Source organism: Pseudomonas sp. UTLPPB19802 (assembly GCF_059730225.1).
In genome coordinates this window covers 1,194,024-1,219,439 of record NZ_AP048545.1, presented here as the reverse complement: position 1 = coordinate 1,219,439, position 25,416 = coordinate 1,194,024, and the positions used below count along the sequence as shown (strand labels likewise).

At 62.7% G+C, this 25,416-nt stretch carries 23 protein-coding genes; 14 read left to right on the top strand and 9 right to left on the bottom strand.

Annotated features, from left to right (window positions below; all coding sequences use genetic code 11):
- Window positions 1-75: 75 nt before the first annotated feature.
- From ftsX to ftsY, 3 genes are read right to left on the bottom strand one after another with little or no spacing between them, the layout of a single operon-like run.
- Window positions 76-1,098, bottom strand: coding sequence for a permease-like cell division protein FtsX (gene ftsX / locus AC6I6U_RS05470; protein WP_497881018.1), 1,023 nt, complete (start codon window positions 1,096-1,098; stop codon window positions 76-78).
- Complete coding sequence (gene ftsE, locus AC6I6U_RS05465; protein WP_497881017.1) at window positions 1,095-1,766, bottom strand: cell division ATP-binding protein FtsE; 672 nt, start codon at window positions 1,764-1,766, stop codon at window positions 1,095-1,097. The genes ftsX and ftsE overlap by 4 nt, the downstream gene beginning before the upstream one ends.
- A complete protein-coding gene (ftsY, locus tag AC6I6U_RS05460; RefSeq protein ID WP_497881016.1) occupies window positions 1,763-3,244 on the bottom strand; it encodes a signal recognition particle-docking protein FtsY in 1,482 nt (493 codons plus the stop codon). The genes ftsE and ftsY overlap by 4 nt, the downstream gene beginning before the upstream one ends.
- 355 nt (window positions 3,245-3,599) lie before the next feature.
- Between ftsY and AC6I6U_RS05455 the strand changes: the two genes are divergently transcribed.
- Genes AC6I6U_RS05455 through AC6I6U_RS05440 form a run of 4 tightly spaced genes read left to right on the top strand, consistent with a single transcriptional unit; the run spans window position 3,600 to window position 8,092 of the window.
- Entirely contained in the window at window positions 3,600-4,952 is a 1,353-nt protein-coding gene (locus AC6I6U_RS05455) for a M16 family metallopeptidase (RefSeq protein WP_497881015.1), read from the top strand.
- Window positions 4,953-4,993: 41 nt separating this feature from the next.
- Entirely contained in the window at window positions 4,994-6,439 is a 1,446-nt protein-coding gene (locus AC6I6U_RS05450) for a M16 family metallopeptidase (RefSeq protein ID WP_497882991.1), read from the top strand.
- Window positions 6,439-7,056, top strand: coding sequence for a 16S rRNA (guanine(966)-N(2))-methyltransferase RsmD (gene rsmD, locus AC6I6U_RS05445; protein WP_497881014.1), 618 nt, complete (start codon window positions 6,439-6,441; stop codon window positions 7,054-7,056). Before AC6I6U_RS05450 ends, rsmD begins: the two co-directional genes overlap by 1 nt.
- Window positions 7,057-7,111: 55 nt before the next feature.
- Window positions 7,112-8,092: a hydrolase gene (locus tag AC6I6U_RS05440; RefSeq protein ID WP_497881013.1), complete on the top strand. Its 981-nt coding sequence runs from the start codon at window positions 7,112-7,114 to the stop codon at window positions 8,090-8,092.
- A 3-nt stretch (window positions 8,093-8,095) separates the two neighbouring features.
- Here the strand turns inward: AC6I6U_RS05440 and AC6I6U_RS05435 are convergent, their stop codons facing one another.
- Both AC6I6U_RS05435 and AC6I6U_RS05430 read right to left on the bottom strand, forming a co-directional pair.
- On the bottom strand, window positions 8,096-8,950 hold the full coding sequence (locus AC6I6U_RS05435; RefSeq protein WP_497881012.1) for a sulfurtransferase: 855 nt from the start codon (window positions 8,948-8,950) through the stop codon (window positions 8,096-8,098).
- A gap of 198 nt (window positions 8,951-9,148) precedes the next feature.
- Window positions 9,149-9,817 (bottom strand): TetR/AcrR family transcriptional regulator, encoded by a 669-nt coding sequence (locus AC6I6U_RS05430; protein ID WP_497881011.1) that lies wholly within the window; start codon window positions 9,815-9,817, stop codon window positions 9,149-9,151.
- A 152-nt stretch (window positions 9,818-9,969) separates the two neighbouring features.
- On the opposite strand from AC6I6U_RS05430, the gene AC6I6U_RS05425 reads away from it, so the two are divergent.
- From AC6I6U_RS05425 to AC6I6U_RS05405, 5 genes are all read left to right on the top strand, one after another.
- Window positions 9,970-11,400 carry a coniferyl aldehyde dehydrogenase gene (locus AC6I6U_RS05425; RefSeq protein WP_497881010.1) on the top strand — a complete coding sequence of 477 codons (1,431 nt, stop codon included), beginning with the start codon at window positions 9,970-9,972 and terminating at the stop codon, window positions 11,398-11,400.
- A gap of 30 nt (window positions 11,401-11,430) precedes the next feature.
- Window positions 11,431-11,976 carry a twin-arginine translocation pathway signal protein gene (locus tag AC6I6U_RS05420; protein WP_497881009.1) on the top strand — a complete coding sequence of 182 codons (546 nt, stop codon included), beginning with the start codon at window positions 11,431-11,433 and terminating at the stop codon, window positions 11,974-11,976.
- 52 nt (window positions 11,977-12,028) lie between these two features.
- Window positions 12,029-13,624, top strand: coding sequence for a GMC family oxidoreductase (locus tag AC6I6U_RS05415; RefSeq protein WP_497881008.1), 1,596 nt, complete (start codon window positions 12,029-12,031; stop codon window positions 13,622-13,624).
- Window positions 13,625-13,737: 113 nt separating this feature from the next.
- Window positions 13,738-14,217: a pantetheine-phosphate adenylyltransferase gene (gene coaD, locus AC6I6U_RS05410; RefSeq protein ID WP_497881007.1), complete on the top strand. Its 480-nt coding sequence runs from the start codon at window positions 13,738-13,740 to the stop codon at window positions 14,215-14,217.
- A 147-nt stretch (window positions 14,218-14,364) separates the two neighbouring features.
- Window positions 14,365-14,616: a YfhL family 4Fe-4S dicluster ferredoxin gene (locus AC6I6U_RS05405; protein WP_017124885.1), complete on the top strand. Its 252-nt coding sequence runs from the start codon at window positions 14,365-14,367 to the stop codon at window positions 14,614-14,616.
- A 154-nt stretch (window positions 14,617-14,770) separates the two neighbouring features.
- Here AC6I6U_RS05405 and AC6I6U_RS05400 read toward each other — a convergent pair whose 3' ends face one another.
- From AC6I6U_RS05400 to AC6I6U_RS05390, 3 genes are all read right to left on the bottom strand, one after another.
- On the bottom strand, window positions 14,771-15,109 hold the full coding sequence (locus tag AC6I6U_RS05400) for a multidrug transporter (RefSeq protein WP_497881006.1): 339 nt from the start codon (window positions 15,107-15,109) through the stop codon (window positions 14,771-14,773).
- 65 nt (window positions 15,110-15,174) lie between these two features.
- A complete protein-coding gene (gene mutM, locus AC6I6U_RS05395; RefSeq protein WP_497881005.1) occupies window positions 15,175-15,987 on the bottom strand; it encodes a bifunctional DNA-formamidopyrimidine glycosylase/DNA-(apurinic or apyrimidinic site) lyase in 813 nt (270 codons plus the stop codon).
- Window positions 15,988-16,021: 34 nt separating this feature from the next.
- Window positions 16,022-16,834 carry an HDOD domain-containing protein gene (locus tag AC6I6U_RS05390; protein ID WP_497882990.1) on the bottom strand — a complete coding sequence of 271 codons (813 nt, stop codon included), beginning with the start codon at window positions 16,832-16,834 and terminating at the stop codon, window positions 16,022-16,024.
- A 198-nt stretch (window positions 16,835-17,032) separates the two neighbouring features.
- Between AC6I6U_RS05390 and AC6I6U_RS05385 the strand changes: the two genes are divergently transcribed.
- The 5 genes from AC6I6U_RS05385 (at window position 17,033) to ilvD (ending at window position 24,248) form a co-directional block, all read left to right on the top strand.
- Window positions 17,033-18,229 (top strand): class I SAM-dependent rRNA methyltransferase, encoded by a 1,197-nt coding sequence (locus AC6I6U_RS05385; protein WP_497881004.1) that lies wholly within the window; start codon window positions 17,033-17,035, stop codon window positions 18,227-18,229.
- Window positions 18,230-18,628: 399 nt separating this feature from the next.
- Window positions 18,629-19,720, top strand: a complete 1,092-nt coding sequence (locus AC6I6U_RS05380; protein ID WP_497881003.1) for a SagB/ThcOx family dehydrogenase — start codon at window positions 18,629-18,631, stop codon at window positions 19,718-19,720.
- Window positions 19,720-20,901, top strand: coding sequence for an MFS transporter (locus tag AC6I6U_RS05375; protein WP_497881002.1), 1,182 nt, complete (start codon window positions 19,720-19,722; stop codon window positions 20,899-20,901). The genes AC6I6U_RS05380 and AC6I6U_RS05375 overlap by 1 nt, the downstream gene beginning before the upstream one ends.
- A gap of 39 nt (window positions 20,902-20,940) precedes the next feature.
- Window positions 20,941-22,143 (top strand): multidrug effflux MFS transporter, encoded by a 1,203-nt coding sequence (locus AC6I6U_RS05370; protein WP_497881001.1) that lies wholly within the window; start codon window positions 20,941-20,943, stop codon window positions 22,141-22,143.
- Window positions 22,144-22,400: 257 nt separating this feature from the next.
- The gene (gene ilvD, locus AC6I6U_RS05365) at window positions 22,401-24,248 is read left to right on the top strand and encodes a dihydroxy-acid dehydratase (protein WP_497881000.1); all 1,848 of its coding nucleotides are present in this window, start codon (window positions 22,401-22,403) and stop codon (window positions 24,246-24,248) included.
- A 69-nt stretch (window positions 24,249-24,317) separates the two neighbouring features.
- Here the strand turns inward: ilvD and AC6I6U_RS05360 are convergent, their stop codons facing one another.
- Window positions 24,318-25,373, bottom strand: a complete 1,056-nt coding sequence (locus tag AC6I6U_RS05360) for an HAD family hydrolase (protein ID WP_497880999.1) — start codon at window positions 25,371-25,373, stop codon at window positions 24,318-24,320.
- Window positions 25,374-25,416 lie beyond the last annotated feature (43 nt).

Here is a 25,416-nt window from a genome sequence, read left to right as displayed (position 1 = left end):
CCGGGAACCCCTGAACAAGTTCCTTTGATAGCCACTGCGGTCAATACCAACAAAAACACATTAATTTGACATTAATTACTTCGGTGCCAGCTCCCGCAGGTGCCGCGCGACCGCAATCCACGCTCCGATATACCCCAACAGCACGGCGCCAAGCAAGAGCGACAGACCATCGGCAGCCGGTACGCCCGCCAGGGCGAAATCGCTGCCGTAGAGCCCCGCGAGCCCAACTACCGCATCGTTCAGCCAGTTCAGGCCGAAAGCCAGGACGCCCCAGGACAGAATCCCTGCGCCAAAGCCATAAAGCGCGCCCATGTATAGAAACGGCCTACGCACGTAGCTATCGGTGCCGCCCACCAGTTTAATCACTTCTATCTCGGTGCGGCGGTTTTCAATATGAAGACGAATGGTATTGCCTATCACCAAAAGTAATGCAGAAACCAGCAGCACGGTCAGGCCGAAGACGAATTTGTCACCCAGCTTGAGAATCGCCGCCAGGCGCTCGACCCAGACCAGGTCCAATTGTGCCTGCTGCACCTTGGGCAGCTCGGCCAGGCGCTGGCGCAACGCTTCGAGGGTCGGCTTGTCGACTTCATCCGGCGTCACCAGCACCACGCCCGGCAACGGGTTCTGTGGCAGCTCCTTGAGCGCCTCGCCCAGCCCGGACTGCTGCTGGAACTCGTCCAGGGCCTTTTCCTTGCTGATGAATTCGGCATCGGCCACGCCCGGCATGGCCTTGACCTGTTCACTGAGGCTCTCGCCTTCGCTCGGGCTGGCATCCAGTTGCAGGTACAGCGAGATCTGCGCCGCGCGCTGCCAGGAGCCGCCCAGGCGCTCGATATTGTTCAGCAGCAGCGACAGGCCCATCGGCAGGCTCAGGGCCACCGCCATCACCATGCAGGTGAAGAAGCTGCCGATCGGATGCTTGCCCAGCCGACGTACGCTGTCGGCCAGGCTGGCGCGATGGCTTTCGATCCAGGCGCGCAGCAGGGTACCGAAGTCCGGGCCGTCGTCATCGTCGCGTTTTTTCTTCGGGGGTGGCGCGTCGGAGGCTTTCGGAGCCACGCGTTCGGCCACTTTCGGGCTACGGGTCGCACTCATACGCCAGCCTCCCCATCGCCGATCAATCGGCCGCGTTGCAAGGTCAGCATGCGGTGGCGCATGCGGGCGATCAGGGCCAGGTCGTGGCTGGCGATCAGCACGCTGGTGCCGAGACGGTTGATGTCCTCGAACACCCCCATGATCTCCGCCGCCAGGCGCGGGTCGAGGTTACCGGTCGGTTCGTCCGCCAGCAGAAGTGCCGGGCGATGGACGATGGCCCGGGCGATACCGACGCGCTGTTGCTGGCCGGTGGACAGGTCACCGGGATACAGCTCGGCCTTGTCCGACAGGGCCACGCGCTCCAGGGCCGAATCGACCCGCTTGGCGACTTCGACCTTGGACAGTCCGAGAATCTGTAGTGGCAACGCCACGTTGTTGAACACCGTACGATCGAACAGCAACTGGTGGTTCTGGAACACCACACCGATCTGCCGGCGCAGGAACGGAATCTGCGCGTTGCTGATCTGTCCCAGGTCCTGGCCGGCCAGCAGCAGCTTGCCGGAGGTCGGCCGCTCCATCGCCAGCAGCAGGCGCAGCAGGGTGCTTTTGCCGGCGCCGGAGTGGCCGGTGACAAACAGGAACTCGCCGCGGCGCACTCGAAAGCTCAGCTCATGCAAGCCGACGTGACCGTTCGGATAGCGCTTACCGACCTGTTCGAAACGAATCATGAACGCTCCCGCTCGGCGAAAAGGGCCTGGACAAAGGGTTCGGCCTCGAAGGTCCGCAGATCGTCGATACCCTCGCCAACCCCGATATAACGGATCGGCACGTTGAACTGCTTGGCCAGGGCGAAGATCACCCCACCCTTGGCGGTGCCGTCGAGCTTGGTCAACGCCAGGCCGGTCAGCTGGACCGTCTGGTTGAACTGCTTGGCCTGGTTGATCGCGTTCTGCCCGGTACCGGCGTCGAGCACCAGCAGCACCTCGTGCGGCGCGTGCTCATCGAGCTTGCCGATCACCCGACGGACCTTTTTCAGCTCTTCCATCAGGTTGTCCTTGGTGTGCAGGCGACCGGCGGTGTCGGCGATCAGCACATCGATACCACGGGCCTTGGCTGCCTGCACCGCATCGAAGATCACCGAAGCCGAGTCGGCACCGGTGTGCTGGGCGATCACCGGGATATGGTTGCGCTCGCCCCACACCTGCAACTGCTCCACCGCCGCGGCGCGGAAGGTGTCGCCGGCAGCGAGCATGACTTTCTTGCCTTCGAGCTGCAGCTTCTTGGCCAGCTTGCCGATGGTGGTGGTCTTGCCGGCGCCGTTGACGCCGACTACCAGGATTACGTACGGCTTGTGCTGCGAGTCGATCTGCAGCGGCTGCTCGACCGGCTTGAGCATCGCCGCCAGCTCTTCCTGCAGGGATTTGTACAACGCATCGCTGTCGGTCAGTTGCTTGCGCGCGACCTTCTGGGTCAGGCTGCGGATGATCACGCCGGTGGCCTCGACGCCGACGTCGGCGGTCAGCAGGCGGGTTTCCAGCTCTTCGAGCAGGTCATCGTCGATGGCCTTCTTGCCGAGGAACAGGCTGGCCATGCCCTCGCCGATGCTCGCACTGGTCTTGGACAGGCCCTGCTTGAGGCGGGCGAAGAAGCCGGTCCTGGCTTCCGGCGCGGCTGGCTTGGCGGGCTCCTCGACGACCGGCTCGGCCACCACGGGCTCGACAGCGACCACCGGAGCAGGCGCAGGTACCGGCTCGACGACTACAGGAGCGACCACTGCGGGAACAACGGGCGCTGGTGCCTCGACCACGACCGGTGCAGGTGCAGGTGCAGGTGCAGGTGCAGGTGCAGCTTCGATGATCTGCGGCACAGGCGCGACCGGTTCAGCAACCGGCGCCGGTGGAATCGGCGGCACGACATGCTCGGTCTGGACATCCTCGACCAGCGCCACCGGCTCTTCAGCCACCGGCAACTCTGGCCATGGCGCAGGGGCCGCAGTGGCCTCGGCAACAGGCTGCTCGCGCACAGGCTCGACAGCCGCTGGCGGCTCGACGGCAACCGTTTCGGCTACCGGCGCAGGCGCCGCTTCCGGCTGGACGGGTGGCTGTTCGACGACGGTTTCCTGCGGCTTTTTGCGCAGCCATCCGAACAGGCCTTTTTTCTCGCCAGCCGCAGCTGGAGTCTTCTTGTCGTCGTTGGAACCAAACATGGAGGACGGCTATCTCACGGTAGCGACGCGCCATGGGCACGCCGGCAAATAATATTCGATGCAGAACAGACTGCGATTTAACCCGCTTGTTCACGCGCAACATTTTGTAGAGAAGATCAAACTTCTCTGAAGTCAGACGCCAAACGAAGATCTGGAACGGCAAAATCGGCGAAAACACTGCGATCTGCATTGTCAGGGCAGGGCTTTCGACCGTTGACCCATACAGCCTTTCCGGACCAGGCACGCAGCACAGGAACCGGATAGACGTGGCCGCCAGTAAAACGGATCAGTATCCTAGCACCTCCTCGCCCGCCGACGCTAAACCAAGCGGGCAGTCCTACAGGTTGAAGAACGAATGAATGCTCTAGCCCGCCACGCCGCCGGCCTGTTGCTCGGCACGCTTTGCCTGCCGCTCGCGGCCCTGGCCGCCGATCCGCAACCCACCCATGAATTCACTCTCGACAACGGCCTGAAGGTCGTGGTCCGCGAAGACCATCGCGCGCCCGTGGTGGTGTCGCAGGTCTGGTACAAGGTCGGTTCGAGCTATGAAACCCCGGGCCAGACCGGTCTTTCCCATGCCCTGGAGCACATGATGTTCAAGGGCAGCGAGAAGGTCGGCCCCGGCGAGGCCTCGCTGATCCTGCGCGACTTGGGCGCCGAGGAAAACGCCTTCACCAGCGACGACTACACCGCCTACTACCAGGTCCTGGCCCGTGACCGCCTGGGCGTGGCCTTCGAACTCGAAGCCGACCGCATGGCCAGCCTGCGCCTGCCGGCCGACGAGTTCAGCCGCGAGATCGAGGTGATCAAGGAAGAGCGCCGCCTGCGCACCGAAGACAAGCCGATGGGCAAGGCCTACGAGCGCTTCAAGGCGCTGGCCTACCCGGCCAGCGGCTACCACACGCCGACCATCGGCTGGATGGCCGACCTCGACCGCATGAAGGTCGAGGAACTGCGCCACTGGTACCAGTCCTGGTATGTACCGAACAACGCCACCCTGGTAGTGGTCGGCGACGTCACTCCGGACGAGGTGAAGAACCTGGCCCAGCGCTACTTCGGCGCAATTCCCCGGCGCGACACGCCGCCAGCGAAGATCCCGCGCGAGCTGGATGAGCCCGGCGAGCGGCAGATCACCCTGCACGTGAAAACCCAACTGCCGAGCCTGATGCTCGGGTTCAACGTACCGAGCATCGCCACTGCCCAGGACCCGCGTTCGGTCAATGCCCTGCGCCTGATCGCCGCGCTGCTCGACGGCGGCTACAGTGCCCGCCTCGCCTCCCAGCTGGAACGTGGCGAAGAGCTGATCTCCGGCGGTTCGGCCAGCTACGACGCCTACGCCCGTGGCGACAGCCTGTTTACCCTGTCGGCAACGCCGAACGCGCAGAAGAAAAAGACCCTGGCCAACGCCGAGGCCGGCCTCTGGCGCCTGCTGGAGCAGCTCAAGACCAAGCCGCCGACCACCGAGGAACTTGAGCGCGTGCGCGCCCAGGTCATCGCCGGCCTGGTCTACGAGCGTGACTCGATCACGAGCCAAGCCACCGCCATCGGCCAGCTGGAAACCGTCGGCCTGTCCTGGAAGCTGATGGACAGCGAACTGGCCGACCTGCAAAGCGTCACGCCGCAAGACATCCAGAAGGCCGCCCGTACCTACTTCATCCGCGAACGTCTCAGCGTCGCCCATGTACTGCCCGAGGAGACCCGCCCGTGAGCAAGCCCAAGGGTTCGAGTTTCACCCTGCCCGGCCTCGCACTGATCGTCGCCGTCGGCAGTTTCGGCCTGCCCCTGCTGGGCCTGTCGAGTGCCCAGGCCGGCCAGGCCCTGGAAGAGGCCAAGTCGAGCCACAAGCTGCAGTCGCTGGCCGAGCTGGATGACAAGGCGCCGGCCCGGCGCAGCCTGAACGTGCAGACCTGGAATACCGCCGAGGGCGCCCGGGTGCTGTTCGTCGAGGCCCACGAACTGCCGATGTTCGACCTGCGCCTGACCTTCGCCGCCGGCAGCAGCCAGGACGGCAAGACCCCGGGCCTGGCCACCCTGACCAACGCCATGCTCAACGAAGGCGTGGCCGGCAAGGATGTCGGCGCCATCGCCCAGGGCTTCGAAGGCCTCGGTGCGGACTTTGGCAACGGCTCCTACAAGGACATGGCGATCGCCTCCCTGCGCAGCCTCAGCGCCGCCGACAAGCGCGAACCGGCACTGAAGCTGTTCGCCCAGGTGGTGGGCAAGCCGACCTTCCCGGCCGACTCCCTGGCGCGGATCAAGAACCAGTTGCTGGCCGGTTTCGAATTCCAGAAGCAGAACCCCGGCAAGCTGGCGAGCCTGGACCTGTCCCAGCGCCTGTATGGCGACCACCCCTATGGCCACCCAAGCGAAGGCACGGCGAAAAGCATTCCGCCGATCACCGTCGCCCAACTGCGCGCCTTCCACGCCAAGGCCTACGCCGCTGGCAACGTGGTGATCGCGCTGGTCGGCGACCTCTCGCGCAGCGAGGCCGAAGCCTTGACCGCGCAGCTCTCCGCCTCCCTGCCCAAGGGCCCGGCCCTGCCGAAGATTGCCCTGGCCAAGGACCCGCAAGCCAGCAGCGGCCACATCGAGTTCCCGTCCAAACAGACCACCATCCTGATGGCCCAGATGGGCATCGACCGCGCCGATCCCGACTACGCCGCACTGTCCCTGGGCAACCAGATCCTCGGCGGCGGCGGCTTCGGCACCCGGCTGATGAGCGAGGTGCGGGAGAAGCGCGGCCTGACCTACGGTGTCTATTCCGGCTTCAGCCCGATGCAGGCCCGCGGCCCGTTCATGATCAACCTGCAGACCCGCGCCGAAATGAGCGAGGGCACGCAGAAGCTGGTGGAGGACGTGCTGGCCGAGTACCTCAAGTCCGGCCCGACCCAGAAAGAGCTTGATGATGCCAAGCGCGAGATGGCCGGCAGCTTCCCGCTGTCCACCGCGAGCAATAGCGATATCGTCGGCCAACTGGGGGCGATGGGCTTCTACAACCTGCCGCTGAACTACCTGGAAGACTTCATGCAGCAGACCCAGGCGCTGACCGTCGAGCAGGTCAAGGCAGCAATGGACAAACACCTGGGCGTCGACAAGATGATCGTCGTCACCGCAGGCCCGACGGTAGCGCAAAAGCCGTTGCCGCCGCCGACTGACAAACCCGCCGAGCAGCCGCTCGGGGTTCCGGAGCACTAATGGCCAGCCCATCGCGTCACAGCAAGAAACCCGCGCCGTCGCACAACGGCGCAAACAAATTGCGCATCATCGGCGGCGAATGGCGCAGCCGTCGCCTGAGCTTTCCCGATGTCCTGGGGCTGCGCCCGACACCGGACCGCGTGCGCGAGACCCTGTTCAACTGGCTGGCACCCCATGTCGCCGGAGCCAAGGTACTCGACCCGTTCGCCGGCAGCGGCGCGCTGTTCCTCGAGGCGCTGTCCCGTGGCGCCGCCATGGGCCAGGCGCTGGATGCCAGCCATGTCGCCGTGTCCAGCCTGCGCGAGCACCTGGGCACCCTGCGCTGCACCGTCGGCCAGGTACAGACCGCCGACGCCCTGCGCTACCTGGAAGCCCAGCCGGCCACCGCGTTCGACCTGGTGTTCCTCGACCCGCCGTTCAACCAGAACCTGCTGCCGGGCGTCTGCATACTGCTGGAAGAACGCCAGTGGCTGGCCGACGAAGCCTGGATCTACACCGAAAGCGAAACCGCGCCCTCGACCCTTGGCCTGCCAGGCAACTGGCGCCTGCACCGCGAGCAGAAGTCCGGGCAGGTGTACTATGCGCTATGGCAACGCAGCGCACCGACCGCCGGCTGATCGATCGACCGGGTGCGCCGCCTGGCGCACCCACGACGAGACAGACCTGACGCCCATGTCCAACCGCTTCAGCCCGGCCCCAGGCCTGGGCAACCCGCACCTGCAGACCCTCTGGGGCCCCCTCTGGCGCAAGAAAACCGTACTCGACCGCCAGCGCGAACGACTCTGGCTGGACGACGGCGACTTTCTCGACCTCGACTGGTTCGGCCCCCACGAGGCCACGACGCCCCTGGTGCTGCTCCTGCACGGGCTCACCGGCTCCTCGAACTCACCCTATATCGTCGGCATGCAACAAGCCCTGGCCAACCAAGGCTGGGCCAGCGTCGCGCTGAACTGGCGTGGCTGTTCCGGCGAGCCGAACCTGCTGCCACGCAGTTATCACTCCGGCGCCAGCGAGGACCTGGCCGCGACCATCGCCCACCTAAGGAGCAAGCGTCCCCTGGCGGCGCTCCATGCCGTAGGCTATTCGCTGGGCGGCAACGTGCTGCTCAAGCACCTGGGGGAAAGTGCCGATGACAGTGGCTTGCAAGCGGGAGTCGCGGTGTCGGTGCCGTTCCGGCTCGACCAGTGCGCCGACCGCATCGGCCAGGGTTTTTCCAAGGTCTACCAGGCGCACTTCATGCGCGAGATGCTCGCCTACATCAGGGACAAGCAGCGCCAGTTCCAGCATGACGGCCGGGCCGACGGGCTGGCGACCCTGAGCAGCCTCGGCCCGCTGACGGGCATGCGCACCTTCTGGGACTTCGACGGCCGGGTGACGGCACCACTGCATGGCTACCAGGATGCCCAGGATTATTATCGCCGGGCATCGAGCCGGTATTTTCTCGGTGCGATCCGCACCCCGACCCTGATCATCCAGGCGGCGGACGATCCCTTCGTGTTCCGCCACAGCCTGCCGGAACCCGCCGAGCTGGCAGCGGATACCGAGTTCGAGCTGCAGGACAAGGGCGGCCATGTCGGCTTCGTCGACGGTAGCCTGGGCAAGCCCGGTTATTACCTGGAGCGACGGATTCCACAGTGGCTGGCGGGCTGCTGAAGATCAGTCGCCGGTGGCGATCGCGCGCTGCGGATCGGTGATCCACTCACTCCACGAACCGGGATACAGGGTCCCCAGCGGATAACCCGCCAGGCTCAACGCAAACAGGTTGTGGCACGCCGTCACCCCGGAGCCGCAATAGGCCACCAGCTCCTGCACCGGACGATCGCCCAGTTGCGCGGCGAAGCGCTGCTTGAGCTGGTCAGCCGGCAAAAACCGCCCGTCGGCACCGAGGTTCTCGTTGAATGCCGCGCACTGCGCACCGGGGATATGCCCTGCAACCGGATCGATCGGTTCGACTTCACCGCGAAAACGCGGCAACGCGCGGGCATCGAGCAAGGTCAGGGACGCCTGGCCAAGCCGCTGCTGCAATTGCTGCGCGCCGATCAGCAACGAGTTGTCCGCACTACCCGTGAAGGTGCCACGCCCCGCCGACGGCGGATTCAGGCTCAGCGGCAATCCGGCCGCGTGCCAGGCCTTCAGGCCACCATCGAGGATGAACACGCCGTCACGCTTGCCCAGCCACGCCAGCAGCCACCAGGCTCGAGCCGCGTACATGCCGGGGCCGTCGTCATACAGGACAATCTCGCTGTCGACGCTGATGCCCCACGCCTGCAGGCGCTCCACCAAAGCCGCTGGCTCGGGTAACGGGTGACGGCCGGTCACGCCCTTGGTTACCGGGCCGCTGAGATCACGCTCCAGGTCAGCAAAATGCGCGCCCTCGACATGGCCTTCGGCATAGCTGCGCTGGCCGTAGTCGGGGTCATCCAGGGAAAACCGACAATCCAGGATCACCAGCCCGGACCGGGCCTGACGCTCGGCCAGTTGCTGCGGGCTGATCAGTTGCGCTAGGGGCATGACTCATTCCTCGTAAGTGGATAAAGAACAACTAGCCGCCCCTAGGCTATGTACGAAATCGCTTGAAACTTGGTTATGCGGCGTTAAAAAGCGGCTCGGAATGCTCATTGACAGCCAGTCAAGTCGGGCGCGACCCCGGCCGTTCCTCGCCGCTTTTTGCCTTGCCTAACCTGCGTTTCAAACAATTTCGTACACAGCCTAGGCCTCCTCGAGAGCCTTGGCCAGGGGGACGTAGAATTCATTCAGCAGCTTGTCGACCGCCTCCCGGGCCTCGGCCGTGATGAAACCCGACTCCAGCACCAGCACCTGGTACACCCCGCGCTTGATCGACTCTTCGCTCAAGTGGTTGGCACTTTCCCGCGTGGTGCTGAGAAAACGCACCCAGGAGGTCAGGACGATCCAGGCATTGAGGGTCAGCGACTCGATCTGCACCGCATCCATCGCAAGAATCCCCGCCTCGACGAACCCCTTGTAGATCGACTGCCCCTGGATCAGGCAGCGTTGGGAGAAGCGTCGATAACGCCCGGCCAGCTCGGCATCGCTTTCCAGCAGGTGCTCGAGGTCGCGATGCAGGAAACGATAGCGCCACATCGCCGCCAGCAGCGCCTTGAGATAGAAGCGCTTGTCCTCGATGGTCGCCGCACGGCCCTGGGGCGGGCGCAGGAAACTGTCCACCAGCTCTTCGTACTCGGCGAACAGCACGGCGATGATCGCCTGCTTGTTGGGGAAGTGGTAGTAGAGGTTGCCCGGCGAAATTTCCATGTGCGCCGCGATGTGGTTGGTGCTGATACTGCGCTCGCCCTGCTGGTTGAACAGGTCCAGGCTGCTCTGGACGATGCGCTCGCTGGTTTTTATTCGTGGGGCCATGACTCGGCTTTACTTCAAGAGTGCGATGCCCTGCATCTTACGACCTATCTCGCGACGGATAAACGGTCCGTGTCGCGCACGGCTGTTGACATTTTCGAGCTTTAGCTCTAAACATTTGTTTAAAAATAAAAACACACTTATTGGAGTGCGCCATGTCTGCCGAAATCGCCTACCTGCAGGAGTCACAGCAGCAACAGAGCCAGCTCCAGCGCCAATTCCAGGCCCTGCGCCAGGCCTATGCGACGCATCCAATGCCGCCAGCCGGGCAACGCCGGCAGTGGCTCGAGAGCTTGCGCCAGCTACTCAGCGACGAACGGCAGGCAATCATCGAGGCCATCAGCGCCGACTTCGGCAACCGTAGCGCCGACGAGACCCTGCTCGGCGAACTGATGCCGAGCCTCCATGGCATCCACTACGCCCGCAAGCACCTCAAGAGCTGGATGAAACCGGCGCGGCGCAAGGTCGGCCTGGCCTTCCAGCCGGCCTCGGCCAAGGTGATCTACCAGCCGCTGGGGGTGGTCGGGGTGATCGTGCCGTGGAACTACCCGCTGTTTCTCGCCATCGGCCCATTGGTCGGCGCCCTGGCCGCGGGCAACCGGGTGATGCTCAAGCTCAGCGAATCGACCCCGACCACCGGCCTGCTGCTCAAGGAACTGCTGGCTAGGGTGTTCCCGGAAGACCTGGTATGCGTGGTCCTCGGCGACGTGGATATCGGCATGGCCTTCTCCAAGCTGCCGTTCGACCACCTGTTGTTCACCGGGGCTACCAGCATCGGCAAGCATGTGATGCGCGCCGCCGCCGAGCACCTGACGCCGGTTACCCTGGAGTTGGGCGGCAAGTCACCGGCGATTGTCTCCAGCGACGTTCCGCTCAAGGACGCCGCCGAACGCATCGCCTTCGGCAAGACCCTCAACGCCGGCCAGACCTGCGTGGCCCCGGACTACGTGCTGGTGCCGGAAGAACGTGTCGGCGCCTTTGTCGAGGCCTATCGCCAGGCAGTGCGCGGCTTCTATCCGACCCTGGCAGACAACCCGGACTACACCAGTATCATCAACGACCGACAGCTCGCGCGGCTCAATGGCTATATCAGCGACGCCACCAGCAAGGGTGCGCTGCTGATTCCGCTGTTCGACCAAGGCCAGCAACGCCGCATGGGCCACAGCCTGTTGCTGAACGTCAGCGACGAAATGACCCTGATGCAGGACGAGATCTTCGGCCCGCTGCTGCCGATCGTCCCGTACAAAGGAATCGATGAGGCTTTCAGCTACGTCAATCAGCGACCTCGCCCACTGGCGCTCTACTACTTCGGCTACAACAAGCGCGAACAGCAGCGGGTCCTCCATGAAACCCATTCCGGCGGTGTCTGCCTCAACGACACCCTGCTGCACGTGCCCCAGGAAGACCTGCCATTCGGCGGCATCGGTCCCTCGGGCATGGGTCACTACCACGGACATGAAGGTTTTCTCACTTTCAGCAAGGCCAAGGGCGTACTGACCAAGCAGCGCTTCAACGCCGCCCGGCTGATCTACCCGCCCTACGGGAAATCGATCCAGAAACTGATCCAGAAGCTGTTCGTTCGTTGACTTCCACCCTTGCCCAGGTGAATAACAATAATGACGCCAAGCCTGTCCGATTCCCCCGCGCTGTCACGGCGCGGCCTGTTGAAACTCGGCCTCTGTGCCAGCGCCTTCCTGAGCACCGCCGGGCTGGCCGCCAGCCTCAGTGGCTGCTCGGCGGCCGGGCCGGCCAACGGTTTCGTCGTCCTGCAGGCGGCTGACCTGCCGTTCCTGCGGGCGCTGATCCCGGTGATGCTCCAGGGCGCGGTAAGCGCCGACAAGATGCCCGCCGCCGTCGAACAGACCCTGGCCAGCCTCGACAAGAGCCTTGCCCACCTTTCACCGGAAATGCTCAAGCTCACTCGACAGTTGTTCGATGTGCTCGGCATGGGCATTACCCGCGGTCCGCTGACGGGCATCTGGGGCGGCTGGGAAGGCGCCAGCACCGAGCAGATCCAGGCCTTTCTCAAACGCTGGGAAAACAGCCTCCTGAGCCTGCTGCGCATGGGCCATGCCTCACTGCTGCAACTGGTGATGATGGCCTGGTACAACCGCGCCGAAGCCTGGGCCCACTGTGGCTACCCCGGGCCACCCAAGATCTGAGCCCTCCCCCAGCAGGCACACCTGTCAAAACAACAATAAAAAGAGGCATCACATGCCGGTACCCGATCTGTTCCGCGAAGGCCTGGCCCGCGGCTGGAAAACCCACAACGGCTCGCAACTGCAGCAGGACCTGACCCTGGAAGCCGACGTTGCGATCATCGGCAGCGGTGCCGGCGGTGGTACCACCGCCGAAATCCTCAGCGCTGCCGGCTACAAGGTGCTGCTGATCGAGGAAGGACCGCTGAAAACCAGTGACGACTTCAAGATGCTCGAAGACGAGGCCTACACCAGCCTCTACCAGGAAGGCATCGGCCGCATGAGCAAGGACGGCGCCATCACCATTCTCCAGGGCCGGGCCGTGGGCGGCACCACGCTGATCAACTGGACCTCCAGCTTCCGCACACCCGAACCGACCCTCGAACATTGGGCGAAGGAACACAACGTCAAGGGCCACAGCGCCGCCGAGATGGCGCCCTGGTTCGAGAAAATGGAGCAGCGCCTCGGCGTCGCGCCCTGGGTGATGCCGCCCAACGCCAACAACGACGTGCTGCGCAATGGCTGCGAAAAGCTCAACTACAGCTGGAAGGTCATTCCGCGCAACGTCCGCGGCTGCTGGAACCTCGGCTACTGCGGCATGGGTTGCCCGACCAATGCCAAGCAATCGATGATGGTCACCACCATCCCCGCCACCCTGGAAAAGGGAGGCGAGCTGCTCTACCTGGCCCGCGCCGAACGGCTGTCGATCGACGGCGACAGGGTCAGCAGCCTGCAATGCCTGGGCATGGATGCGCGCTGCGTGGCGCCCAATGGCCACAAGATCACCGTCAAGGCGCGGCACTACGTGCTGGCCGGCGGTGGCATCAACAGCCCCGGGTTGCTGCTGCGTTCCAAGGTACCGGACCCGAACGACCGCGTAGGCAAACGTACCTTCCTGCACCTGGTGAATTTCTCCGCCGGGCAGTTCTCCGAAGTGATCAATCCCTACTACGGCGCCCCGCAATCGATCTATTCCGACCACTTCCAGTGGCTGGACGGCACCACCGGGCATATGTCCTACAAACTGGAGGTGCCGCCGTTGCAACCGGCGCTGGCCAGCACCCTGTTGGGTGGCTTCGGCCCGCAGAGCGCACTGCGCATGGAACAACTGCCGCACACCCACGTGATGCTGGCCCTGCTGCGTGACGGTTTTCACCCGGACAGTCCAGGTGGCGAAGTGGAGCTGCGCGGTGATGGCACCCCGGTGCTCGACTACCAGGTCTCGCCCTATGCCTGGGACGGCCTGCGCCGAGCGTTCCACAGCATGGCCGAGATCCAGTTCGCCGCAGGCGCCAAGTCGGTGCTGCCACTGCATGCCGATGCCGGCTACGTGAACTCGCTCGCCCAGGCCAGGACACTGATCGACGGCCTACGCCTGGAAACCTACCGCACCCGCCTGGGCAGCGCCCACGTGATGGGTGGCTGCGCCATGGGTGAAGATCCGAAAACCGCGGTCGCCGACAGTCTCGGGCGCCATCATCAACTCCGCAACCTGTCGATTCATGACGGTTCGCTGTTCCCCACCAGCATCGGTGCCAACCCGCAGCTTTCGGTCTACGGACTGACGGCCCAGTTGGCCACAGCCCTGGCCGAACGCCTGAAAAGCGCCTAGAAGGAGAATATTTACAACGTCTATAGGGCTTTCTTCCATGCGTCCTGACTTGGCCGACAGGAAAGGCTGCGATACCATCCGAGTCCCCAACGGACTCCCGCCAGGACGACGCGATGAACCGAGTGTTGTACCCAGGTACCTTCGACCCGATTACCAAGGGCCATGGCGATCTGGTCGAACGCGCTGCGCGCCTGTTCGACCACGTGATCATTGCCGTGGCCGCCAGCCCGAAGAAAAACCCGCTTTTCCCGCTGGAACAGCGTGTGGAGTTGGCCCGCGAGGTCACCAAGCACCTGCCCAACGTCGAGGTGATGGGCTTCTCCAGCCTGCTGGCGCAGTTTGCCAAGGAGCAGAACGCGAATGTGTTTCTGCGCGGGCTGCGGGCCGTGTCGGACTTCGAATACGAGTTCCAGCTGGCCAACATGAACCGTCAACTGGCGCCGGAAGTGGAGAGCCTGTTTCTCACGCCGTCGGAACGTTATTCGTTTATTTCCTCGACGTTGGTCCGTGAAATCGCCGCACTGGGCGGGGATATCAGCAAGTTTGTCCATCCGGTAGTGGCCGACGCCCTGACCCTGCGCTTCAAGAAGTAACCACGAACGGCAGCTTCCAGGAGCTGCCGCGAACGGCGCCGTTGACGCTCGCCTCGTCGTAGCCGCGTGCACTGCGCGCGCCAATGCGGCACAATTGGCACATTAGTTTTCACGTTGCCCGGGCCTGCTGCCCAGGCCGGAGTGCCCATGTCCCTGATCATTACCGACGATTGCATCAACTGCGACGTCTGCGAACCCGAGTGCCCGAACGCCGCCATCTCCCAGGGCGAAGAGATCTATGTGATCGACCCGAACCTGTGCACCCAGTGTGTCGGCCACTACGACGAACCCCAGTGCCAGCAGGTTTGCCCGGTGGATTGCATCCCGCTGGACGAAGCTCATCCGGAAACCGAGGACGAGTTGATGGCCAAGTATCGCAAGATTACTGGCAAGGCCTGATAGTCCGCGGCCTGCCATGGGGCCCAGGGGTGCGGGCAAGACGTTGGGGCCTCTTCGCGGGCAAGCCACGCTCCTATAGGTTTGTGCCGCCCACACATTTCGCGAACCACAGCCACCCTTGTGCAAGCAGATTCATCCGCGAAGAGGCAGCGACTCACTGATCGCCGTCGAAACCTTCCGCCGTACAGCCAAGGCAGCGAGCGAACGCCGCCTTGCCCGGGTCGACCACCAGCGCCTTGCCAGCCTTGCCTACACCCTTGAAACCGCCGAACACGGTAAACGGTAGCGAAACCACGAACGCCGCCGTGCCGACCAGCGTCGCCCCCACCAACAACGGGCGGGCGACCAGCAGGTCGCCGATCATTGCGTAGGCCGGAGGGTTCTGGATCTGGTAGGTCGGGTCGCCGCTGGTCCCGTCTTCGGCCAGGGCCGGCAGCGCCTGCAGGCCAAAGGTCAGGGCCAGCAACAGGGCCAGGGTACGGAACGGGTTCATGGCGCTATCCTTCGGCTAAGCAGTTGGGGGCAAAGACTCACTATAGCGCCTGCCGGCGACTCAGGTCAGCTCTGGCAACGCGGGCAATACACACTGGCGCGCTGGCCCAGGCGAATCTCACGCAGGATGCTGCCGCAGACCTTGCAATGTTCACCACCACGGCCATAGACGAACAGCTCCTGCTGGAAGTAGCCGGGCTGGCCGTCGCCACCGATGAAATCGCGCAGGGTGGTACCGCCCCGCTCGATGGCGTGGGCCAGGACCCGCTTGATCTCGATGGCCAGCTTCAGGTAACGCGCCCGGGAGATGCCGCCAGCTTCGCGCCGAGGGTCGATCCCGGCGGCGAACAGCGCTTCGGTCGCGTAGATATTACCCACGCCCACCACCACCGCGTTATCCATGATGAACGGCTTGACGGCCATCGAGCGCCCACGGGACAGCTGGAACAGCCGCTCGCCATCGAACAGGTCGGTCAGCGGTTCCGGCCCCAGCCGCGCCAGCAGTTCGTGCTTGAGCGGCTCGAGGCTCCAGAGCATCGCTCCGAAGCGGCGCGGATCGGTATAGCGCAGGGCCATCCCCGACTCCAGCTCGATATCCACATGCTCATGCTTGGCCGCAGGCAGGCCGGCTTCGACCAGGCGCAGGTTTCCCGACATCCCCAGGTGACTGATGAGGGTGCCGACTTCGGCATTGATCAGCAGATACTTGGCTCGCCGCTCGACCTGCACGATGCGCTGCCCGGACAGGCGCACGTCGAGGTCCTCGGGGATCGGCCAGCGCAGGCGCCGGTCGCGAACGATCACACGGCTGACCCGCTGCCCCTCCAGATGAGGCGCAATGCCGCGCCGGGTGGTTTCGACTTCGGGTAGTTCAGGCATGGTGATTCCAGGTCAGGCGGTGGCGTGCGCCAGCTCAGTTCGCACCCAGCTCGCGGATATTTTCCCTGAGCGTCTCGAAGTCATAGTCGGACAGGCCGACGTAGTCGAGCACCAGGTGGCCGATGGCATTCCATTCGCGGTCCTCGGCCTGGCTGCCAAGGACCCGGTGCGACTCGCAAATGTGTTCGGCCATTTTCAGGATCGCCAGCAGGTTCTTCAACTGGCTGTTGCGGGTCGACTCATCGCTGAAGATCGCCAGGGCATTGTGATGGTTGGCAATCGCGTTGGTCACATGCTCCGGCAGGCGCCAGGACTTGGCAGTGTAGTAGCCAACCACGGCATGGTTGGTGTTGAACGCCTGGTTCTCGGTATCCACCACCCGCTTGTCGGGCCCGGCATCGGCGTAGGCCTGCTCCAGCACCGTCATGTAGTTGGGGAACCGCTTGAGCATCAGCGGAATTCCGCAATCGTGGAACAGCCCCAGCGCGTAGGCCTCGTCGATGGCCTGGGAGCCGGTGCGCTTGGCCAGCGTCAGGCTGGTCATCGCCACGTCCTGGGCAGTGTCCCAGAAGCGGTTGAGGGTGACGATGGTTTCGTCGGCCATCTCGCCCTTGATCGACTGCGCGTTGATCAGGTTGATGATCGAACGGCTGCCCAGCAGGGTCACTGCCCGCTGGATCGAGGCGATCTTGTTGGTCAGGCCGTAGTAGGGCGAATTGACGATTTTCAGCAGCGCGCCGGAGAGGCCGGGGTCCTGGCTGATCAACCGGGCGATCACATCCAGGTCCGGATCAGGCATGTACTGCTCCATCTGCAGATCCACCATGATCTGCGGTTGGGGCGGCACGCTGATGCCTTGCAAGGCCTGCTGGATCTGTTCGGCTGAAAGTTCTTGGGACATTGGTACACACTCCGGGCGAGTCGCCGATTCTAGCGGAAAAGTGGATCCGAATGGGCGAACTGTGAACCCAATCACATGAAAACTGACGACACGCCACCCGGCGACTCCCGCTATAATTCCGCTCTTTTTTCCCGGAGCGACGTCATGTCCCTGCCCAGCCTGCGCCTCAAAGCCAATGCCGATCGCCGCCTGCGCGCCGGTCATCTGTGGGTCTACAGCAACGAAATCGACGTGGCCGCGACCCCACTGCACGGCTTCAAGGCCGGTGACCAGGCCATCCTCGAAGCCGCCGGCGGCAAGGCCCTCGGTATCGTCGCCATGAGCCCGAACAACCTGATCTGCGCCCGCCTGCTGTCGCGCGATACCCGGCTGCCGCTGGACAAGTCGCTGCTGGTGCACCGCCTCAACGTCGCCCTGTCACTGCGTGAGCGGCTGTTCGACAAGCCGTTCTACCGCCTGGTCTACGGCGATTCCGACCTGCTGCCGGGCCTGGTGGTCGACCGTTTCGGCGATATCCTGGTGGTCCAACTCGCTTCGGCGACCATGGAACAGCACAAGGCCGATGTGATCGCCGCACTGGTGCAGGTGCTCAAGCCCAGCGGCATCCTCTTCAAGAACGACTCGGCGGCGCGTGATGCCGAGGGCCTGGAGCGGTATGTCGAAACCGTGTTCGGCCTGGTCCCGGAGTGGGTCGCCCTGGAAGAAAACGGCGTGAAGTTCGAGGCACCGGTGATGGAGGGTCAGAAGACCGGCTGGTTCTATGACCACCGCATGAACCGCGCGCGCCTGGCCCCTTACGTCAAGGGCAAGCGCGTCCTCGACCTGTTCAGCTACATCGGTGGCTGGGGCGTACAGGCCGCGGCCTTCGGCGCCAGCGAAGTGTTCTGCGTCGACGCCTCGGGCTTCGCCCTCGACGGCGTGGAGCGCAACGCTGCGTTGAACGGTTTTGCCGAGAAACTGACCTGCATCGAAGGCGATGTGTTCGAGGCCTTGAAGGAGCTGAAGTCCGCCGAAGAGCGTTTCGACGTGATCGTGGCCGACCCGCCGGCGTTCATCAAGCGCAAGAAAGACCTGAAGAACGGTGAAGGCGCCTATCGCCGCCTGAACGAACAGGCCATGCGCCTGCTGAGCAAGGACGGGATCCTCGTCAGCGCTTCGTGCTCGATGCACCTGCCGGAAGATGACCTGCAGAGCATCCTGCTGACCAGCGCCCGCCACCTGGACCGCAATATCCAATTGCTGGAACGCGGCGGCCAGGGCCCGGACCATCCGGTGCATCCGGCGATCCCGGAAACCCGCTATATCAAGAGCATCACCTGCCGCCTGCTGCCCAACAGCTGAGTGGCTGGCGTCCCGCCCTGATCCCAGGGCGGGTGGCGCCTCGCTGGCAATCTCCTGCCATCCTCAAGTTGAAATCCTTCCGGCGCCCACCCTCTCGAAAGTTCCGCAGTCATTCGTCCGCGATCAATTACTGGATATGACCGACATATAACTCGGACATACCCTACATAACTACCTGTTGCCAACTTTCCTCACGAGCCTATTATCTGAATTATCGCCTCAGCATGTGGCGATATAAACAGACAAGGAGATACGAGAATGGAAAAGATAAAACTTGAACACGAAGTATCCGCCGGCCATCACGCGATGCTCGGAACATCGAAATAAACCCGAGGCAGGCCGGATCGACTCTCCCCTTCTATCGATCCGGCCTGAAAACCAAGATACGGGCATAAGTTCATGCATATAAATCCCGACCTGTTCATCCTGCTAAGGCCACCTGCACTTGTCATCTGGAACTACAGGTCCCATGAACAGTATTCGATGGATAAACCTCATGCCGATCGGCTGACAGAACTGGTCGAGAAGCCCTCCCGCTTCGACCCGAACCACCCTGTCGACTCGACCTTCATCAGTACCGGCATTCTCAGCGTGAGCCCCTTCGGCCACGATCACTGGGGCTGGGACGACCTGTCGAGGATCTTTCATATCGGCACCCGTGACCTGCCGTTGGCAAATACTCCAGCCAGCAGCGCAGAATGGGCACGAGACTATCTGGCCCACTGCCGGGAAGTGATGCAGCGCCAACTGCCGCTGCCCCACCGCCACGCCAGCGCGCTGCACCAGGACATGATCCACCTCCCCACCCCGTTACCAGGTCATGGCGATGGCAGCAACGTCGACTTCACCAGCGTCCTCCTGCAACGCAAGACTTGTCGAAAGTTCTTGAACCGGCGTATTTCCCGCGAACACCTCAGCACGATCCTTTATCTTTCCCTGGGATACCTGAAAGAACGCGAAGTTGATATCGACCCATCCATACCAGAGGCTTTTCGCGCTCGCCGCAGCAGTCCCTCGGGAGGCGGCCTGAATTGTTGCGAGGGCTATCTGTATATTCGCAACATTGATGGCATCGGACCGGGCTTCTATTATTATCATCCGGACAAACATGCACTAACGCTTATAAGAGGTCTCGACGCGCCCTTGGCAATGTTGGTGCAAGGACAGCAGTTCATCGACAACCTGCCCTTCGGCATATTCCTTACTTGTCGGTTCGACAAGATGTGGTGGAAGTATCCACACTCCCAGGGTTATCGCGTCGCCCTGCTGGAAGCCGGGCACCTTTCGCAAACCTTCCAGCTCGCCGCCACCGCCCTGGGCCTGAAGACGTGGGTGACTGCGGCGCTGACCGAACGGAAAATCGAGCAGGCACTGCACCTGGAGGGGTTGAGCGAGCAGCCACTGCTGTTCGTCGGGGCGGGCTACAGCCATGGCGAGTCGATCTGCGACGACCTTCGGGAACTGCTCACGACGCCACCGGAAAACCCTTGATGCGGTCGACCGAGACAGCCACAGGACAATCGGACCGCTCCCGACTGCTGCTGGTCACGGGCATCTCGCTGATCAGCTTTTTCCCGCTCAACGTCCTGCTGCCCGCATTTCCAGCCCTGGCGGAGCAGTTCGCCACATCGACCGCCGATATCGCCCTGGCAGTCAGCCTGTTCACCCTGGTCTTCGCCTTCTCGCAACTGGTGACAGGTCCACTCTCCGATCGATTCGGGCGCAAAGGGGTGCTGCTGACGTGCCTCGCCCTCTCCTGCGTGGGCGCCATCGGCTGCACCCTGGCCACTAGCTTCATGCTCTTTTTGGTCTTCCGCTGCGTCCAGGCGCTGGGTTGTGGTTTCTTCGTCCTCGGCCTGGCGCTGGTCGAAGACCTGTTCGCCCCCCAGGAGCGCGCCCCCGTACGCATCTGCTACATGAGCTTCAGTGGGCTGTTCGTCGCCCTGTCACCCCTGCTGGGCTCCTGGCTGCTGGATGATTTTGGCTGGAAGGGCAGTTTCCATGCTTTTGTCCTGGTCGCCTCGGGTCTCTTCCTGCTGGCGTTGCGGGTAGTGCCCCGGCGACCCGCAACAGAAACGGCGCAAGGCTCGGCTGGGGCCCAGTCGATAGGACAGATCCTCAGCCACGGCGACTTCCGCCGCTACTGGCAGATCGCGGCGCTGGTGTTTTCCGCCTACTTTGCCCTGACGAGCGTTTCCCCGCTGATTTTCATGGACGGCTTGCGCCTCTCCGAATACCAATACGCCATGGTGCTGCTGATCTACGGCGCGGCCTATCTACTCGGCGGGGTACTGGCCGCCTGGCTGCAGAGGCGCCTGGACGTCCGTGCACAGATCGATATTGGCCTGCTCCTGCTCGGTGCTGCCGGCCTGGCGCTGCTGCTGGTCGTGCAACTGGAGCTTGTCTCCACCGCCAGCCTGCTGCTGCCGATGTGCCTGAGCGCCGCCGCCGTCAGCATCACCCGCCCCGCAGCGATCTCCGCAGCAATGCTGCTGTTCTCGGCGAACGCCGGCACCGCGGCGTCGGCAGGCAATACCATCATGTTCCTCGCAGCGGCCGCCAGCAGTGCGCTGCTGGCCAAAAGCGGCGTCCTCCTGCTACCGACCATCGGCATGGGCTTCGTCCTCTTCAGTCTGCTCGGGCTGCTCAGCAGCGCCAGGACCGGACGCTGATTGCTGCCGTTGCGCCTGCCCCGTTAATAGGACTAATAGATGACTGGTAAAGAACTGCTCACAAAAAGAACCAATAAGAAGTCAGCCATCCGGTTAGTTCTACTCATAGTAATGCTTGGCGTCTTTCCCATTGATGTCTTGTTACCCTCTATTCCGGCGATGGCACGACACTTCGACCGTCCACCCACTGACATCGCCCTCTCCATAAGCCTGTTCGCCATCGGAATATCTTTCTCCCAGTTGCTCATTGGTCCCTTATCAGACCGAGTCGGTAGAAAAAACCTCTTACTCGCGGGAGTACTGGTGTCAATGATAGGGGCCTTGAGGTGCGGGTTTTCCAGCGACTACAGATCATTCACGTTTTTTCGCATCATTCAGGCACTGGGCTGTGGTTGCTTTGTTCTGTCTCAAGCGCTGATTCAAGATCTTTTCACTGGGAAAGAACGAGATCACCTGAGAATCATGATCGTCACCGCCAGCGGAGTATTCATATCCATCTCGCCACTGGCTGGCACTGTCCTTCAAGAGTTACTGGACTGGCGAGGCAGCTTCTACCTGTTTTTTGCGCTAGCTGCCGCGGTTTTTATAAAAACCTGCTTAACCCTGAAAAACACCCCAACCAAAGATAATACTCGGCACTCAATCCTTGAGTCCTACCGCCACCTCTGCACGGATAAATTATTTATCGGCTACTGGCTCATGGCTGCCATCGCATTCTCCTGCCACTTTTCATTCATAGTGATTTCGCCACTGATTTTCATGGAACAGCTACAACTTTCCCAATATCAATTCTCGCTAGTTCTTCTCACATACGGAATCGCCTATATAGTAGGCGGGGCCTTGGCTGGAGCTATTAGCAATCGTATAACTACCAGTACCCAGATCATCATTGGCCTTTGCATGATGTCCACTGCCGGGCTGCTGCTGATTTATCTACCAGATATATTCAGGACTTCTCCGTTAGCCATACTACTACCCATGATCATTTGTACGACGGGAATTACGACAACCAGACCCGCAGCGACCTCCAAGGCAATGGAGCGATTTCCCAACCACTCGGGAGCCAGCGCTTCCGCCGGCAATACGCTGATTTTCATCTGTGGGGGGCTGGTCAGCATGCTGATCAATCTCAGCGGCACAGAGCTGCAATCGACTCTGGGTTGGGCTTTTTTGCTTTTAAGTACTATCGGTTTGAGTCTGAACACTCTGATCCAACGTCGTGCACAAGCAATCACGGAATGAACAGCAGCGCTTTCTCGTCCACCAGGTTCCGTGACACCTCCACACGCAGGCCCATTCCTTCCAGACGCCAGCGGTGTAGAATCGCTCTATTCATCGCCAGTCATCCCCCGGCGGGTTTATGAGCTCAAGCTGAAACGCACGGCGATCCCGTGTCGTTATCGGCAGCTTTCGGACACACGGCCATTTTCCAGGTGTTCCCGAGGGTCAGTAGAAGCTCACTCCCCACTTGTTACCTGATTAGCCGCCCGGAGTGCTCCATGCCTGATTACCGCTCGAAAACATCCACCCACGGCCGCAACATGGCCGGTGCTCGCGCCCTGTGGCGTGCCACGGGGATGAAAGACGCCGACTTCAAGAAACCGATCATCGCCGTCGCCAACTCCTTCACCCAGTTCGTGCCTGGCCACGTCCACCTCAAGGACATGGGCCAACTGGTCGCCCGCGAAATCGAACGCGCTGGTGGCGTCGCCAAGGAATTCAACACCATCGCCGTGGATGACGGCATCGCCATGGGCCACGACGGCATGCTCTATTCGCTGCCGAGCCGCGAAATCATCGCCGACTCCGTCGAGTACATGGTCAACGCCCACTGCGCCGACGCCATCGTCTGCATCTCCAACTGCGACAAGATCACCCCCGGCATGCTGATGGCCGCCCTGCGCCTGAACATTCCGGTGATCTTCGTCTCCGGCGGCCCGATGGAAGCCGGCAAGACCAAGCTGGCCTCCCACGGCCTGGACCTGGTAGACGCCATGGTCATCGCTGCCGACTCCAGCGCTTCTGACGAGAAGGTTGCCGAGTACGAGCGCAGCGCCTGCCCGACTTGCGGTTCGTGCTCCGGCATGTTCACCGCCAACTCGATGAACTGCCTGACCGAAGCCCTGGGCCTGGCCCTGCCGGGCAACGGTTCGACCCTGGCCACCCACGCCGACCGCGAGCAACTGTTCCTGCAGGCCGGTCGTGGCATCGTCGAGCTGTGCCAACGCTACTACGGCGAGAACGACGAGTCGGTGCTGCCGCGCAACATCGCCAACTTCAAGGCGTTCGAGAACGCCATGACCCTGGACATCGCGATGGGCGGTTCCACCAACACCATCCTGCATCTGCTGGCCGCTGCCCAGGAAGCCGAGGTCGCCTTCGATCTGCGCGACATCGACCGCCTGTCGCGCAAGGTGCCGCAACTGTGCAAGGTCGCGCCGAACATCCAGAAGTACCACATGGAAGACGTGCACCGCGCCGGTGGCATCATCAGCATCCTCGGCGAGCTGGCCCGGGGCGGCCTGCTGCATACCGACCTGCCTACCGTGCACAGCCGCAGCATGGCCGATGCCATTGCCAAGTGGGACATCACCCAGACCGACGATGAAGCGGTGCACACCTTCTTCAAGGCCGGCCCGGCCGGTATCCCGACCCAGACCGCATTCAGCCAGGCGACCCGTTGGGACAGCCTCGACGACGATCGCGAGAACGGCTGCATCCGCAGCGTCGAGCACGCCTACTCGCAAGAGGGCGGCCTGGCCGTGCTGTACGGCAACATCGCCCTGGACGGTTGTGTGGTGAAGACCGCCGGTGTCGACGAGTCGATCCTGGTCTTCGAAGGCAACGCGAAGATCTTCGAAAGCCAGGACAGCGCCGTACGCGGCATCCTCGCCGACGAAGTGAAGGCCGGCGATATCGTGATCATCCGCTACGAAGGTCCGAAAGGCGGCCCGGGCATGCAGGAAATGCTCTACCCGACCTCGTACCTGAAGTCCAAGGGCCTGGGTAAGGCCTGCGCCCTGCTGACCGACGGCCGTTTCTCCGGCGGTACCTCGGGCCTGTCCATCGGCCACGCTTCTCCGGAAGCCGCTGCCGGGGGGGCGATCGGCCTGGTGCAGGACGGCGACAAGGTGCTGATCGACATTCCGAACCGCTCGATCAACCTGTTGATCAGCGACGAGGAAATGGCCAGCCGCCGAGCCGAACAGGACAAGAAAGGCTGGAAACCGGTGGAAAAACGCCCACGCAAGGTCACCAGCGCCCTGAAAGCCTACGCCCTGCTCGCCACCAGCGCCGACAAGGGCGCGGTCCGCGACAAGGCGATGCTGGACAAGCTGGTGCCGTAAGCACCACCGCGAATAAAAAGCCCGGCCAATGTGCCGGGCTTTTTATTGCCTGCTTGAAGCGCCCCAGCCTTACTGGATCTCTTCCGGCTTGACGATCACCCAGTTCTTGTCCGCCGTCACCGTCAGACCTTCCTTGGCCTGAGCCTCGGCGTTGCTCTTGATCATGCCGTTGAGTTGAGTCATGTACTTGTCCTTGCGGTTGACCCACAGGTGCACGCCGCCCTTGGCCACATCCACGCTGTGGAACAGCATGTAACCATCGCTCGACGGCGTGTCGCCACCGACCAGCACCGGTTTCTTCCACTGGTCGATATAGGTCAGGATCGCCGCCTGCTTGCCGGCCATCCAGGTCGCCGGGGTCCACAGGTATGGCGTCAGTTCCAGGCCGAGGTTGGCCTTCTCGTCATACTTGCCGGCGCTGATCTGCTTGCGTGCAGTGGTCAGTTCGCCGGTCTTGCGGTCCTTGAGCAGGGTCGTCACGCCGATCACGTTCTGCGGCTTGACGTTGTAGCCATACTTGGGATCGGCCGCGACCATGCGCACCAACTCCTCGGAAGCGGCGGTCATCACGTAGACCTCGATGCCGTTCTCCATCAGCTTGTTGTACAGCTCGACCTGGCCGGTGAAGACCTTCGGCGGCTGCACTTCGATGTTCTTCACCACGTCGCCATCGTAGTAGGTGCTCGGTACCGGCTTGCCCGAAGCCATCATTTCGTCGACGTAGCCCTTGAGCTCCTTGAGGGTGAAGCCCGAGAACACTTGGGCCACCCATGGGTAGCAGACCATGTCGTCGACTTCGCAGAGGCGGTAGTAGTAGCTGAACAGGCTTTCCTTGTGGTCGGCGGTGTCCTTGAACGGGATCAGTTTCAGCGAAGGGTCCAGGGTATCGCGGGTAATCAGCCCCTTGTTCTCCAGGTACGGCAGCAGCGACTCTTCCAGGTCATAGCGGTAACTGGTGTTGTCCATGTCGAACACCGCGAAATTACCCTTGTTGGCGTTGGCGGCGATCATCGCCTCCAGTTGCTTGGCCTGGGCCTCTGGCCAATGCTTGAGCTCGGTGGCGAGAGCCTGGCCGGCAAGGCCCAGGCAGAGTGCGGCGGCAAGGAGTTTGTGGGCGAATTTCATGGGCGGTATCTTCCTGGCTGAAAGGCATCGACGCTAACAAATC